The organism is Thioalkalivibrio sp. ALE30 (assembly GCF_000377465.1).
Classification (GTDB): domain Bacteria; phylum Pseudomonadota; class Gammaproteobacteria; order Ectothiorhodospirales; family Ectothiorhodospiraceae; genus Thioalkalivibrio.
The window spans coordinates 226,029-239,897 of record NZ_KB898171.1; the positions used below are offsets into that span (position 1 = coordinate 226,029).

The following is a 13,869-nucleotide window of genomic DNA, read 5'->3' on the forward strand; positions in this document are numbered from 1 at the left end:
CGGGTTGGTTTTGGCCCGGGCCGTATACCCTGATGTTTGACCGACGAAAGAGGCCCATGGCAGCGACCGAGGACACGGCAGGGCAACGCGACACCCAACCGGAAAAGACCCCTCCGGTGAACTGGCGCGGGCGCATCGGTCTGTTGCTGGGGCCGGCGATCTTCGTCATCTTCCTGCTGGTGCCGGCCCCGGCGGGGTTCGATCCGGCGGCCTGGCGGGTTCTGGGCCTGACGCTGTTCATGGCGACCTGGTGGATCAGCGAGGCCCTGCCGCTGCCGGTGACGGCGCTCCTGCCGATCGCGGTCCTGCCGGTGCTCGACATCGTGCCCATGGACGAGGCCACCGCGCCGTACGCGAATCCGATCATTTTCCTGTTCATGGGCGGCTTCGCCATTGCCCTGGCCGTGCAGCGCTGGGATCTCCACCGGCGCATGGCGCTGGCGATCGTGGCGCGCGCCGGCAATCGCCTGCATGTGCTCGTGGGGGCCTTCATGCTGGCCACGGCGGGGTTGTCCATGTGGGTCAGCAATACCGCGACGGCGGCCCTGATGCTGCCGATCGCGCTCTCGGTGCTTGGACTGATCGAGCGCGGCGCGTCTCCACAGGGGCCGGACATGGAATCGCGACGCCCGGCCCTGGCGCTCCTGCTGGGCATCGCGTTCGCCGCGAACATCGGGGGCATGGCGACCATCATCGGTTCGCCGCCGAATGCCCTGACGGCCGCGTACCTCGGGGATCGCCACGGGATGGAGATCGGGTTCCTGGAATGGATGACCCTGGGGCTGCCGCTGGCGGCGGTGCTGCTGGCCCTTGCGTGGTGGTCGCTGACTCGCTGGGTGTTTCCGGTGCACCGGGTGGAGCTGAACGGTCTGCGCGCGCTGCTGGACGAACAGCGCGCGACCGTGGGCCCCTGGTCGGTCGCGGAAAAGCGGGTGGCCGGGGTGTTTCTGCTGGTTGCGCTGGCCTGGCTGACACGGCCGCTGCTCGAGGGCTGGCTACCGATCTCGCTGACCGATGCCGGCATCGCGATCCTCGGGGCCGGGTTGCTGTTCCTGGTCCCGTCGGGGTCGCGCGAACAGCGCCGGCTGCTGAGCTGGGACAATACGCGCGAGCTCCCCTGGGGCGTGCTGTTGCTGGTAGGCGGGGGCTTGAGCCTGGGTGCGGCGATCGAGTCCAGCGGGCTGGCGGAGCTGGCGGCGGATGCCCTGGTGATCGCCCAGGCCTGGCCGCTGATCCTGATCATGGCCGGGGTGGCGCTCCTGACCATGACCCTGAGTCATGTGACGAGCAATACCGCCACGGCGGCCACGCTGTTGCCGCTGGTGACCGCGTTCGCGCTGAGCATGGAGGTGCCCGTACTGCTGTTGGCCCTGCCGGTGGCGTTTGCGGCATCGGTGGCCTTCATGCTGCCGGTGGCGACGCCACCCAACGCCATCGTGTTCGCCAGCAACCGGCTGCGGGTGCTGGACATGGTGCGTGGCGGGGCATTGCTCTCGGTGCTGGCGCTGGTGCTGATCAGCCTGGTGGTCTACGCGTTTGCCGAGATTCTGTTGTTGTAGCCCGTCTGAGCGCGGAGCTCGGAAGCGGCCCACCGAAGCAATCTTGTCCCCTGAGAACCTGTGGGGAAGAAAGTACCTTCGTATTCAAGTTTTAGGATTCGCCGCCGCTAGGTAGGACGACTGACCTGAATCTTGATTCTGAAGCCGGCCGTGACCGGTGCAGGAAAGGACGCGCAGACATGTTTGACAATATCCGGATTGGCGTGCGGCTCATGGTGGGCATCATCGGCGTGGTCGTGCTCGCCGTGGTGCTGACGCTGGTGGTGGTGATGAACGCCCTGGGCACGATGGCGGACCGCGCCGAGCAGCGCGAGCTGAACGACCTGGCCGGACAGTTGCTGGATCGGCTGGACCAGGAGGCGGCGCGAGCCACGGCGATGGCCGAGACGGTCGCCCGCATCCCGGATATCCAGGAGGCATTGGCCACGGGCGATCGCGAACGGCTGGCTGCGATGACCGTGCCGACCTTCGAGTCGCTGAGCACGGACTACGGGGTGCGCCAGTACCAGTTCCATACGCCGCCGGCGACGTCCTTCCTGCGCGTGCATCGTCCGGACCGCTTCGATGACGACCTGTCCGGCTTCCGCCAGACCGTGGTCGATACCAACAATAACCAGGCGCCGATCTCCGGTCTGGAAGAGGGTGTGGCGGGCCTCGGGATTCGAGGTGTCGTGCCGATCGCCCATAACGGTGAGCACGTGGGCTCGGTGGAGTTTGGCCTGTCCTTCGGTGATCCCTTCTTCGAGCAGTTTACCGAGGAGCTGGGGGCGCCGGTCGCGCTGTACCTGCGGGACGACGGACGTTTCAGCCGCTTTGGCGGCACCATCGATGGCGAGGCCACCTTCAGCGCCGCCGAGATGCGCGAGGTGCTCGGTGGCGAGCGACACGTGCGCAACGTGACCTACCAGGGCAAGCCGATGGCGGTGATCGCGCGGCCGGTGATGGACTTCTCCGGGGACGCGGTGGGCGTCCTCGAGCTGATGGTCGATCGCAGTGCCTATGTCGACATGGCGCGCAATGCCACAGGTACCGTGGTGATGGTCGGCGTGATTGCTGTGGTCCTGGGCGCGCTGCTGGCCTGGTTCCTGACGCGCAGCATCGTGCGGCCGTTGTGCCAGACCGTGGACCGGCTGAACGACATCGCTAGTGGCGAAGGGGACCTGACGCGTCAGCTGAAGGTATCCGGCAAGAACGAGCTGGGGGATCTCTCCATCGCTTTCAATAACTTCGTGGAGAAGATCCGGGTGCTGATCCAGCAGGTGGCGGCCGGTTCCGACCAGGTAGCGGCCGCGGCCAACGAGCTGTCCGCGACCAGCGAGGAGACCAACGAGCAGGTCCGCCGCCAGAAGGCGGAGACCGACCAGGTCGCCACCGCGATGAACGAGATGACGGCCACCGTGCAGGAAGTGGCCCGGAATGCGGCGGACGCCGCCGCCGCCGCGCAGACCACCGATCAGGATGCGAACGCCGGCCAGCAGGTGGTGCAGAAGACGGTCACCGCGATCAATGGCCTGTCCACTCAGGTGGACAGCGCCGCCGAGGTGGTCAGTCGTCTTTCGCAGGACGCCGAGGAGATCAACAAGGTCCTCGAGGTGATCGGCGACATTGCCGATCAGACCAACCTGCTGGCGCTGAACGCGGCGATCGAGGCCGCCCGCGCCGGCGAGCAGGGTCGCGGCTTCGCGGTGGTGGCGGACGAGGTGCGCACGCTGGCCAGCCGCACCCAGGACTCGACCCACGAGATCCAGCAGATGATCGAGCGGGTCCAGACCGGCACGCGCGAGGCGGTGCAGGCGATGGAAGACGGCCGTGCCAAGGCCCACGAGAGCGTGGAGCAGGTGAACCTGGCCGGCGAGTCGCTGGTCGCGATTACGCAATCCGTCACCCGCATCAGCGACATGAACACGCAGATCGCCAGCGCCGCCGAGGAACAGTCCACGGTGGCCGAGGAGATCAACCGCAACGTGGCCAACATCACCGAGGTGCTGGATCAGACCGCGTCGGGTTCGGAGCAGATCCGCAATGCGTCCGAGGAGCTGTCCAAGCTGGCCTCCGAGCAGCAGCAGCGCGTGGGTCAGTTCAAGGTCTGATCACGATCAGTTGCCGGGAGCCGAGCCCGCCATCCTTTTGGGGTGGCGGGCTTTTTCATGCGTGTGTGGTTGAACGGCTTGATTCACCACGAAGTGCACGAAGGCACGAAGAAGGGCTGGTTCGATGGCGAAAACCGGTCTACAGGAAGCGGGGAAGATTGGAAGCGAGATTGATGGGGTAATGGATCGGGCACGGTCTGACGGGGAGGGTTGGTTGGAGGGCTGGTGCTCGAGCGGACGCGGGCGGGGGCTTCGCGGGCGAGCCCGCTCCCACAGGGGGCTCGGCCGGCGGGCTGGACGGGTCACGGCGTCGGCCAGGCCCCGGGCGGTTTTAGCCGATTCATCCTTCGAATCTTTCGGCCTTCCTGTGAACCGCCCTTGTCCTGGCCTTTCTTCGTGCCTTCGTGCGCTTCGTGGTGAATCCAGGGCTTTACGGAGCGGGGAAGAGCCGTTCGCCGTTTTCGAAGGCGATCGCGCGGGCGACGTCCTCGGGGAGTTGTTCCAGCCAGGCGCGGGTCTCGTCCTTTAGGCGCGTGTACTGTTCCCAGCGGGTGCGCGTGAAGGTGTCCACGCCGATCATGAAGCGGTCGGGGTGGGCCAGGAAGAGCTCGAACCAGGCGTCGTCGATCTGGCCGCCGGGATTGATGCGCGGGTTGCGCATGGACAGGTCCATGTTCATGCGCGGGTGGCGTTCGAGGTAGTCCTGCACCAGCGGCGGGTACGCGTAGCTGCCGGCATGGGCCCAGAGGATGCGGACCTCGGGATGGGTCGCGTAGGCGTGGTCGATTACGGCGGGGTCGCCGTGGATCATGATGGTGAGGTCGCGCGCCACGGCCAGGTCCAGCAGCTGCTCGAAACCGGGGGCGAAGCGGTCATCCGCCAGGATATGGAACTCGCCCAGGCCGCGCCATTTCACGTTGGATTCATCGAGCATGCGGGCGACGCGGTCGCCGAGATCCTCGACATGCATCCAGTCCATCTTCTTGCCCAGCCGCTGCGAAACCTCCAGGAACGGCACGATGCGCGTATCGGACCCGGCCTTGAGGCGGCGGATCAGATCGTCTTCGGGGGCCATGACGATGGCGCTGCGCACCTGGTTGGCGGCCAGGGTACGCGCGACGTCGCTAATGCCGAAGTGCGCGGCCTCGGCCGGCCGGTAGTGCAGGTGGGCGTCAAAGATCGGCGAAGCGGCGCTGGCCGCCGCGAATGGCAGGGTCAGCAGGAGCGCGAGCAGGGAACGACGGATGGAGTGATACATGGTCTTCGGCTGTCGCTCCGGGTCAGGAACGCGGCGGGGCGTCGGTGGCGGCGGCCGGCGCGGCCTGTTGCGGATCGAAGCGCTCGCGCAGGTAACGGATGATCGCGTCGGATTCGTACAGCCAGCGCACCGAGTGGTCGTCTTCCTCGATGCGCAGGCAGGGTACCTGAAGGCGCCCGCCCTCGTTCTGCAGCTCCTCGCGCCAGGGCCCGGCGGCCTGGGCGTTGCGCAGTTCGATGTCCAGCGAAAGCCGCTGCATCGCGCGTCGGGCCTTGATGCAGAACGGGCATGCCGGGAAGTGATAGAGGGCCAGATGGCGGGTTTGCTCGTCGACCCGGGCCTGTTCGGCCGGGTCGCGCTCGATGCCGCGCGGGCGCGAGACGCGCTCCCCGATCAGCATGAAAGGGGTCAGGATCAGGCGTACGCCGCGGAAGAAGGTTCGGATCAGGAATCGCATGCGGAAAGCATGCCACAGGAGCCCGACGGCGTTACAGCATCCCGACGGCCGGAGTGTTAGTCATGCTGTTGCAAGGGCGGTTTAAGGGCGGATTCACCACGAAGCGCACGAAGGCACGAAGAAGGGGCGGGTCAAGGGCGGAGAATCGATTTACAGGAAGAGGGGAAGATTGGAAGAGATATGGATCGGGTAATGGGTCTGGCAGGGCCCGGCGGGGAGGGGTGTTTTGAAGGCCGGTGGCTGAGTGGGCGCGGGCGGGGGCTTCGCGGGCAAGCCCGCTCCCACAGGGGGTTGCCCGGTGCGTTTGCCGGGTTCCGGCCGGTTCTGGCCGATCCATCCTTCGCATCTTCCAGCCTTCCTGTGAACTGCCTTTGACTTTGACCTGGCCCTTCTTCGTGCCTTCGTGCCCTTCGTGGTGAAAAAGGTCTTGCAAGCGGCAGGTCAGGGATTGCCGAAGTCGAACTGCCAGGGGTCCTGTTCGGGGGCGTCGAGCAGGGAGGGGCGCAGGCGGATGATCTCGAAGCCGAGCGCGCGGTAGTCGTCGAGGCGATCCGGGGCCAGATCGGCGACCTCCACGAAGTCGGCGAAGGCGTCGGCCTCGATGCCGCGCCAGTCCGCGAAGGTGCCGCAGACGGCGACGTCTACGTCTTCGTCCCGCACCAGTGCCTCGACCTCGGCGTGCAGGCCGGGGTGCTGGCCGGCCTCGCCGCGGGTGAGGGTGAACTGCTCCGCGCCGTGGGCGACGATGGCCACCGGGAAATCCGGGTCGTCTTCGCGCAGCCGGGCGATGTTCGCGCGGATTTCGGGAAGCAGCGCGGCGAGTGCCGCACGGTCATTCTCGATGATCTCGAAGACCACGCCGGCGGGGCGTTCGTCGCGCTCCAGCAGCTCGAGTACGGCGGCCGAGGGTTCTCCCTCGGGCGCCGCTTCGGGTGCGCCGAGCGGGCTCGCGGCCAGCGCCGGCATCGCGCTCAGGATGCACAGGCACAGAGCGACAAGCCCCCCGGAGCGGGACGCGAACGACTTGAGGAGGCTGTAGCTGCGCATGCCCCCATTGAAGCGGGCACCGGACCGGGACGCAAACGACCGTGTCCCGGGTGCGACGGGACCTGGCTCAGTGGCGGTCGCCGGTGGCCTCTTCGGCCATCTGGTCGTAGCTGGTGTGGCGCACGTCCTTGCCCTTGACGAAGTAGACGACGTATTCGCAGATGTTGCGGGCGCGGTCGCCGATGCGTTCCAGGGAGCGCGTGGCCCAGATGATGTCCATCAGGCGCGGGACCGAATCGGGCGAGGCGGTCATCTGTTTCATCAGCTTCTGGGTGATGATCTCGTACAGGCTGTCGATCTGGATGTCCTGCTGCGCCACACGCACGGCCTGTTCAACATCCATACGGGCAAAGGCATCGAGAGCGCCGCGCGTCATCTCGCGGGCGTGTTCGCCCATGCTGGCGATGTCCGCCATCGGGGCGCTGTTGCGGTCCGCGTCCAGCAGGTGCAGGCCCATGCGGCCGACGCGCTCGGCCTCGTCGCCCATGCGTTCCAGGTCGGTGATGGTCTTGATCACCGCGATCACCAGGCGCAGGTCGGAGGCAGTGGGCTGGCGCCGCGCGAGGATGTGGGTGCATTCCTCGTCGATCTCGACCTCCTTGGCGTTGATCTGGTAGTCCGAGGTCATCACCTTTTCGGCGAGTTCGACATCCCCCTCGACCATCGCGTGGACAGCATCGGCGAGCTGCTGTTCGACCAGGCCGCCCATGGCCATCACCTGCTTGATGATGTCCTCCAGCTCGGCGTTGAACTGCTGCGAGATGTGCTGTTTGAAGAAGCTCTTGTCCATTGTGGTATCCCCTTGCGGTCGCGACGTCAGCCGAAGCGGCCGGTGATGTAGTCCTCGGTCTGCTTTTTCGCGGGCGAGGTGAACAGGGTGTCGGTGTCAGCGTATTCGATCAGCTCGCCCATATACATGAAGGCGGTGTAGTCGGATACGCGCGCGGCCTGCTGCATGTTGTGGGTGACGATGACCAGCGTGTAGTCCTTCTTCAGCTCGATCATCAGCTCCTCGATCTTCAGCGTGGCCAGCGGGTCCAGCGCGGAGCAGGGCTCGTCCAGCAGCAGAACCTCGGGGTCGATCGCGATGGCGCGGGCGATCACCAGGCGCTGCTGCTGGCCGCCGGACAGGCCGAAGGCGTTCTCGTGCAGGCGATCCTTGACCTCGTCCCACAGCGCCGCGCGCTTGAGCGATTTCTCGACAACCTCGTCCAGCCGGCGCCGGTTCTTGACCCCCTGCAGGCGCAGGCCGTAGGCCACGTTCTCGTAGATCGACTTGGGGAACGGGTTCGGCTTCTGGAACACCATGCCGACGCGTCGGCGCAGCTCGGGGATGTCCACGGTCTTGTCGTAGATGTCCGCGCCGTCGAGCCGGATGGTGCCCTCGATGCGGGCTGCGTCGATCAGGTCGTTCATGCGGTTGAAGCAGCGCAGGAACGTGGACTTGCCGCAGCCGGACGGTCCGATGAACGCGGTGATGCGGTTCTTCGGGATGCGGATGTCGATCCCCTTGAGTGCCTGGTCCTCGCCGTAATAGAGCTTGAGGTCCTCCGCGGTCAGGCAGATGTCCTCGCGGTCGAGGTTCAGGCCGCGCGGGGCCTGGTTGTTCTGGGCCACGTTCACGGCGTGGGTCTGGGTGTCACTCATTTCGGGTACTCCATGGGGAATAGGGTTCGACACATCGCGTCGGCACGAAGCGTGCGGCGGCGGTCCGGAAAAGCACCGTCATCGCGAGCGCCGCAGGCGCGTGGCGATCGGCGTGGTCGGCGCCGACGCGGCCCGGGGCAGGCATCGGGGTTGCGTCGGGAGATAACTCGCTGCGCTCGCCCTTCGGGCCGGCCTGCGGCCGTTCAACGCGCTTCGCGCTTTTGTGCCACGGGTCCTGCGGACCCTCGCAATGACGGGAGAAGCCAGGCGTCATGGGGAGGCGCGCAGGGCCGTGGCGATCTCTGTGACGGACGCCGCAGGCGACTGGAGCGAACGTCGGGGTTGCGTCGCGAGGTTGCCGCGGCCCCTGCGGGGCCTCGCAATGACCGTGCCTGAGAGAGACGTTGTGCATGGCGCGTCTCAGTCGCTGTCGGCGCGGTACTTTTCGCGCAGGTGGTTGCGGATGGAGATCGCCGTGAGGTTGAGCACGATGATCAGCAGCACCAGGACCAGCGCGGTCGCGTAGACCAGTGGCCGGCCGGCCTCGACATTCGGACTTTTGAAGCCGACGTCGTAGATGTGGTAACCGAGGTGCATGAAGGCGCGGTCCAGGTGGAGATACGGGAAGTTGCCGTCCACCGGGAGGTTGGGCGCCAGCTTGACCACGCCAACCAGCATCAGGGGGGCCACCTCGCCGGCTGCGCGCGCCACCGCCAGGATCAGGCCGGTCATCATGGCCGGGGCGGACAGCGGCACGATCAACCGCCATAGCGTCTCGGCCTTGGTGGCCCCGAGGGCCAGCGAGCCATGGCGAATGCTGCTGCCGATGCGGGTCAGGCCTTCCTCGGTGGACACGATCACCACGGGCAAGGTCAGCAGGGCGAGGGTCAGCGAGGCCCAGATGATCGCCGGCGAGCCGAAGGTCGGCGAGGGCAGGGCGTCCTGGAAGAAGACCTGGTCGATGTTGCCGCCGATCAGGTAGACGAAGAAGCCCAGGCCAAACACGCCGAACACGATGGAGGGGACCCCGGCGAGGTTGTTCACCGAGATGCGGATAGTGCGCACCAGCGGCCCCTGCTTGGCGTATTCGCGCAGGTAGATGGCGGCCAGCACGCCGAACGGGGTCACCACGATGGACATCAGCAGCACCATCAGCACGGTGCCGAAGATCGCCGGCAGGATGCCGCCCTCGGTGTTGGCCTCGCGCGGGAAGCCGGTCATGAAGTCCCAGAAGTTGACCACGTAGTGGCCGAGCTTCTGCACGGTGCCCATGTCGTTCGGCCACCAGGCGTTCACGATCTGGGACAGGCTGATGCTGGAACGCTGGCCATCGGCGGTCTGCAGCGTGAGCGCGTAGCGGGCGACCTCCTGGCGCAGGCGGTTGCGCTCGGCCTCAAGCTCGCTGTACTCCGCATCCAGTGCCTCGCGCTCGGCCTTGAGTGCCTCATGGCGTTCGGAACGTTCCGCGTCGGAAAGCGCGGTGTCGCGCTCCAGGCCGCGTTCGGCCAGGCGGACCTGTTCCAGCGCGTGGTTGATACGGCCGATCTCGATGCGCTCGATGCGCTCGATCTGCTGCACCAGGGAGCGGGTTTCCGGGATGCGCGCCTCGAAGGCCTCGCGGGCCGCGCTGCCCTCGGCCACCACCTCGTCGTCCACTCGGAACTCGCGGATGTAGCCGTAGAAGTTGCCCCACTGCAGGCGCTCCAGGGCCACGGCATCGCGCGGTCGTTCCCACTCGGACATGAAGTCTTCGATGTACCAGCGGAAGTCGCGCGAATCGAGGTCGCGGTTGCCGCGCTTGATCAGGTGGCGGACCACGATCTCCTGGCCTTCCGGGACATCGAAGCCGGTCTCGCGCATGGCCTGGGCGGTCATGGTCTCGGAGCGTGAAAGCTCGCCCATCACCCGGACGGGCTCGCTCTGTTCGGTGGTCTGGTACTCGAACTCGATGATGTCCGAGGGCCAGAAGAACGACAGGCCGTTGACCGCGATCATCAGGATCAGCCCGAAGACCATCGTCAGCGACACCGCCACGGCGCCCGCGTTGAGCCAGATCCAGGGGGTGCCCGTTTTGAACCATTTATTCATCGGATCGGAGCCTGTCGTCGGTGCGGTTTAGAGGGAGCTGTACTTGTTGCGCAGGCGCTGGCGCACGATCTCGGCGACCGTGTTCACGAAGAAGGTCAGCGCGAACAGCACCAGTGCGGCGAGGAACAGGATGCGGTAGTGCGTGCCACCCACCGCGGTCTCGGGCATCTCCACCGCGATGTTGGCGGAGAGCGTGCGCATGCCCTCGAAGATGTTGAAGTTCACGACCGGCGAGTTGCCGGTGGCCATCAGCACGATCATGGTCTCGCCCACGGCGCGGCCGAAGCCGATCATCACCGCGGAGAAGATCCCCGGGCTGGCGGTCAGCAGCACCACGCGCACCACGGTCTGCCAGGGCGTTGCGCCCAGCGCCAGCGAGCCCTGGGTCAGGTGCTTGGGCACGTTGAAGACCGCGTCCTCGGAGATCGAGTAGATGGTCGGGATCACCGCGAAGCCCATGGCGATACCGATGACCAGGGCGTTGCGCTGGTCGTAGGTGTAGCCGGCGTCGGTCAGCCACTGGCGGGCGTCGCCGTTGAACAGCCAGACCTCGATCAGCGGGCTCATCGACGCGGAGAACCACCCCACCAGGACCACCACCGGGATCAGCACCGCGGCCTCCCAGCCGGCCGGGATCACGCGGCGCACGCCTTCTGGCAGCAGCCGCGTCCAGACGAAGGCGACCACCAGCATCATCAGGGGCATCAGGATCAGGATGCTGGCCACCGCTGGCAGGTTGGACTCGATGTACGGGGCCAGCCAGAGCCCGGCGAGGAAGCCGAGGATGACGGTCGGCAGGGCCTCCATCAACTCGATGCTGGGCTTGGTCAGGCTGCGCATGCGACTGGACATGAAGTAGGCGCTGTAGATCGCCCCCATGATCGCCAGCGGGGTGGCGAACAGCATGGCGTAGAAGGCGGCCTTGACCGTTCCGAGGGTCAATGGCACCAGCGAGAACTTGGGTTCAAACTCGTCGGTCGCGGAGGACGACTGCCAGACGTAGTCACCGCTGGAGCGGCCCTCGTACCAGACCTTCTGCCACAGCACGTGGAGCGAGACCTCCGGGTGCGGGTTCGACAGGCGGTGCAGCGTCCAGGTCTCGTCGGTGTCGATCGCGACCAGGAGCCGGTTGCGCGGGTCCATGTAGACCCGATGCAGGGGCTTGGTGCCGACCTGATACTGGACCAGCGTGCGCTGCGAGGTGGGGTAGTGGATGGCCAGGGCGCCACTGGCGTCCGCGGTGGCGAAGCCCTTGCGGATATATTCCGGTTGGGTATTGGTCACGGCAGCCGCGTGACGGGGAAACTCGCGTACCCGGGTAATCCGGTTCACGTTGTCGTCGTCGCGCACCAGCATGTACTGCGTCACGGAGCCGTCCGACCCGCCAACCATCACCGAGACCGTACCCAGCAGATACTCCAGCGAGGTGACCTCGGCGTCCTCGCCCTCGACCACGCGACGGGTATCGATACGCTGGGCACTGCGGGGGTTGGAGATGTCGTAGTAGTGGAGTCGGCCCTGATTGTCACCCACCAGCATGTTGCGCCCGGTGATGTCCAGCAGGATGCGCGACGGGGTGGCGCCATCCGGCAGGGACGGCAGGTCGTGGGCGGAGCGGCGAACTTCGACCTCGCCGGTCATCATCGAGGTGCGTTCCTCGAAGTTCACCAGACGCAGGCGGCCATCGGCTGTGGCCGCGGCGACGCGGACGCCGCTGGAGCCGCGCTGAATGCCGACGACCTCGATGGCCTGGCCTTCGCCATCGACATCGAGCAGGGAGGAACTCTCGTCCCCCAGCGGGTAGACCAGGCCGGGATCATAGGCGCGGCCTTCGGGCGTGAAGCGTTCGTTGTATTCGTACTCGATGGCGAGGACCTGACCGTTGTCCAGTCCAATCGCGACCAGACGGGTGCGCGGTTCGGCGGCGGTGAAGCTGGTGACCCGGGCATCATCCGGGATCGGCAGGGACTGCTCCTGCACGATCTCGCCGCTTTCCGGGCGGAAGAAGATGGCCCGCCGATCCTCGGTCAGGCGCACGGCCATCTCCCGGTGGCGGTTCACGGCGAGGTGGACCGTCCCGGTGTCGGCGCCGCCGGGGGCGCTGTACTGGGTCTGTTCCTCGATCTCCGCGCCCAGGAACATGGGCAGCGTCTCGCTCAGCAGGTAGACGAACATCAGGGTCAGCGCGCCGACCACCGCCACGCCGAAAAAGCCGATCAGGTAGCGCGCCGAGGTGTCCTTGGCGCGGCGCCAGCGCTGGAAGCGGCCAAGGGTGGAGATCGCATGAGGTCCGGACATTCGGGATTCCCCTGAGGGTCGGCAGGCGGAAGGCTTGAGTTGGCGTGCATGCTACGGGCGCTTCGTGACAGAACGGTGACAGCTACGTGACAGCCGTTTGAACGCCAATGGGAAGGGTTGGCGGCACAAAAAAGGCCCGGACGGTGTCCGGGCCTTGTGCGGTCTCGGCCGTGGCCGATGATCGCGTTGGAGCGGCCATGGGGATGAATCCCTGCCGGCAGGCTCCTGTGCCAGTCCTATTCGAGGCCGAGGGCTTCGCGCTGGCGCTGGGCGACGGTCTCGGGCAGCGGCACGAAGCCGTCACGCACGACCACTTCCTGGCCTTCCTTGGACAGCACCATCTTCAGGAACTCGGCCTGGCGCGGGGCGAGACCGTCTTCCGGGTGCTTGTTGACCGCGACGTACAGGAAGCGGGACAGCGGGTAGTCACCGGAGGCGGCGTTCTCGCCGGTCGGCTCGAAGTATTCACCGGGGTTCTGGCCCAGCGGCACGGTGCGCACGCCGGAGGTCAGGTAGCCGATGCCGGAGTAGCCGATGCCGTTCAGGGACTCGGCGACCCCCTGGACCACGGAGGCGGAACCGGGCTGCTCGTTCACGGCGTTCTTGAAGTCGCCGTCACACAGGGCGTGCTGACGGAAGTAGCCGTAGGTACCGGAGACCGCGTTACGACCGTAGATGGTGATGTCGCGGTTGGCCCAGGAGCCTTCCAGACCCAGCTGGCCCCAGCGGGTGATGTCCTCGGCACCGCCGCAGCGGCGAGTCGAGGAGAACACCGCATCCACGTCGGCGATGGACATGCCCTCGATCGGGTTGTCACGGTTGACGTAGACCGCGATGGAGTCGATGGCGACCGGCACCAGGGTCATCTCGTAGCCGTGGCGCTCTTCGAACGCGGCCTGCTCGCTGTCGCGCGGCTGGCGGGACATCGGGCCGAAGTCTGCGGTGCCTTCGGTCAGGGCGGGCGGGGCGGTGGAGGTGCCGGCGCCCTGGATCTGGATGTTGACGTTCGGGTAGAAGTCCTGGAACTCCTCGGCCCACAGCGCCATCAGGTTGTTCAGGGTGTCCGAGCCTTCGCTGGACAGGTTACCGGAGATCCCGCTGACTGCCTGATAGGCCGGCAGGTTGGGGTCGACATCGGCCATCGCCGGGGTGATGGCGAGGGCGGCGGCCGCGGCGGCGGCGAGAATCGTGCGCTTGAACAGCATGGGTGTACTCCCTGGTGCTTGCTTTGAGGTTTGTTCGGAGCCGATCGGTCGGTCCTTGATGCGGGATTATCGGGAGGCTTGCTTGCAGTTGCGTGACGGCAACATGACAGCGGTGTGACATGTGGCGGGCTACTGCGGCAGCGCGGCGATCGGGGATGTGGGTCCGGCCAGACCCGGGCTATGCCCGGTAGATTGCTTCGCTGCGCTCGCAATGACGGGT

General features: G+C 66.6%; 10 protein-coding genes. 2 read left to right on the forward strand and 8 right to left on the reverse strand.

The genetic code is table 11. The features are described 5' to 3' along the window. Positions 1–56: 56 nt before the first annotated feature. Together D107_RS0107565 and D107_RS0107570 are read left to right on the forward strand one after the other, a co-directional pair. Positions 57–1,559, forward strand: coding sequence for a DASS family sodium-coupled anion symporter (locus D107_RS0107565; RefSeq protein WP_018881169.1), 1,503 nt, complete (start codon positions 57–59; stop codon positions 1,557–1,559). Positions 1,560–1,738: 179 nt separating this feature from the next. After that, positions 1,739–3,649, forward strand: coding sequence for a methyl-accepting chemotaxis protein (locus D107_RS0107570; RefSeq protein ID WP_018881170.1), 1,911 nt, complete (start codon positions 1,739–1,741; stop codon positions 3,647–3,649). 430 nt (positions 3,650–4,079) lie between these two features. On the opposite strand, the gene D107_RS0107575 is transcribed toward D107_RS0107570, so the two are convergent. The 8 genes from D107_RS0107575 to D107_RS0107610 form a co-directional block, all read right to left on the reverse strand. Then, a complete protein-coding gene (locus D107_RS0107575; protein WP_018881171.1) occupies positions 4,080–4,907 on the reverse strand; it encodes an amidohydrolase family protein in 828 nt (275 codons plus the stop codon). Between the two features lie 22 nt (positions 4,908–4,929). Continuing rightward, positions 4,930–5,364 (reverse strand): glutathione S-transferase N-terminal domain-containing protein, encoded by a 435-nt coding sequence (locus tag D107_RS0107580; protein WP_018867280.1) that lies wholly within the window; start codon positions 5,362–5,364, stop codon positions 4,930–4,932. 441 nt (positions 5,365–5,805) lie between these two features. After that, entirely contained in the window at positions 5,806–6,411 is a 606-nt protein-coding gene (locus tag D107_RS0107585) for a DsrE family protein (RefSeq protein WP_026280772.1), read from the reverse strand. Positions 6,412–6,478: 67 nt separating this feature from the next. Next, a complete protein-coding gene (phoU, locus tag D107_RS0107590; RefSeq protein ID WP_018867282.1) occupies positions 6,479–7,201 on the reverse strand; it encodes a phosphate signaling complex protein PhoU in 723 nt (240 codons plus the stop codon). Positions 7,202–7,227: 26 nt separating this feature from the next. Continuing rightward, the gene (gene pstB, locus D107_RS0107595; RefSeq protein WP_018867283.1) at positions 7,228–8,058 is read right to left on the reverse strand and encodes a phosphate ABC transporter ATP-binding protein PstB; all 831 of its coding nucleotides are present in this window, start codon (positions 8,056–8,058) and stop codon (positions 7,228–7,230) included. A gap of 420 nt (positions 8,059–8,478) precedes the next feature. Continuing rightward, positions 8,479–10,146 (reverse strand): phosphate ABC transporter permease PstA, encoded by a 1,668-nt coding sequence (gene pstA, locus D107_RS0107600; RefSeq protein ID WP_018881173.1) that lies wholly within the window; start codon positions 10,144–10,146, stop codon positions 8,479–8,481. 27 nt (positions 10,147–10,173) lie between these two features. Then, complete coding sequence (locus D107_RS0107605; RefSeq protein WP_018881174.1) at positions 10,174–12,444, reverse strand: ABC transporter permease subunit; 2,271 nt, start codon at positions 12,442–12,444, stop codon at positions 10,174–10,176. A gap of 236 nt (positions 12,445–12,680) precedes the next feature. After that, positions 12,681–13,649 (reverse strand): PstS family phosphate ABC transporter substrate-binding protein, encoded by a 969-nt coding sequence (locus tag D107_RS0107610; RefSeq protein ID WP_018881175.1) that lies wholly within the window; start codon positions 13,647–13,649, stop codon positions 12,681–12,683. Positions 13,650–13,869 lie beyond the last annotated feature (220 nt).

What these genes read in the sequence shown, in the direction of transcription:
- D107_RS0107575 (WP_018881171.1), bottom strand. Translation starts at nt 4,907, where the DNA reads ATGTATCACTCCATCCGTCGTTCCCTGCTCGCGCTCCTGCTGACCCTG.
- phoU (WP_018867282.1), bottom strand. Translation starts at nt 7,201, where the DNA reads ATGGACAAGAGCTTCTTCAAACAGCACATCTCGCAGCAGTTCAACGCC.
- D107_RS0107585 (WP_026280772.1), bottom strand. Translation starts at nt 6,411, where the DNA reads ATGCGCAGCTACAGCCTCCTCAAGTCGTTCGCGTCCCGCTCCGGGGGG.
- pstA (WP_018881173.1), bottom strand. Translation starts at nt 10,146, where the DNA reads ATGAATAAATGGTTCAAAACGGGCACCCCCTGGATCTGGCTCAACGCG.
- D107_RS0107565 (WP_018881169.1), top strand. Translation starts at nt 57, where the DNA reads ATGGCAGCGACCGAGGACACGGCAGGGCAACGCGACACCCAACCGGAA.
- D107_RS0107610 (WP_018881175.1), bottom strand. Translation starts at nt 13,649, where the DNA reads ATGCTGTTCAAGCGCACGATTCTCGCCGCCGCCGCGGCCGCCGCCCTC.
- D107_RS0107570 (WP_018881170.1), top strand. Translation starts at nt 1,739, where the DNA reads ATGTTTGACAATATCCGGATTGGCGTGCGGCTCATGGTGGGCATCATC.
- D107_RS0107580 (WP_018867280.1), bottom strand. Translation starts at nt 5,364, where the DNA reads ATGCGATTCCTGATCCGAACCTTCTTCCGCGGCGTACGCCTGATCCTG.
- pstB (WP_018867283.1), bottom strand. Translation starts at nt 8,058, where the DNA reads ATGAGTGACACCCAGACCCACGCCGTGAACGTGGCCCAGAACAACCAG.
- D107_RS0107605 (WP_018881174.1), bottom strand. Translation starts at nt 12,444, where the DNA reads ATGTCCGGACCTCATGCGATCTCCACCCTTGGCCGCTTCCAGCGCTGG.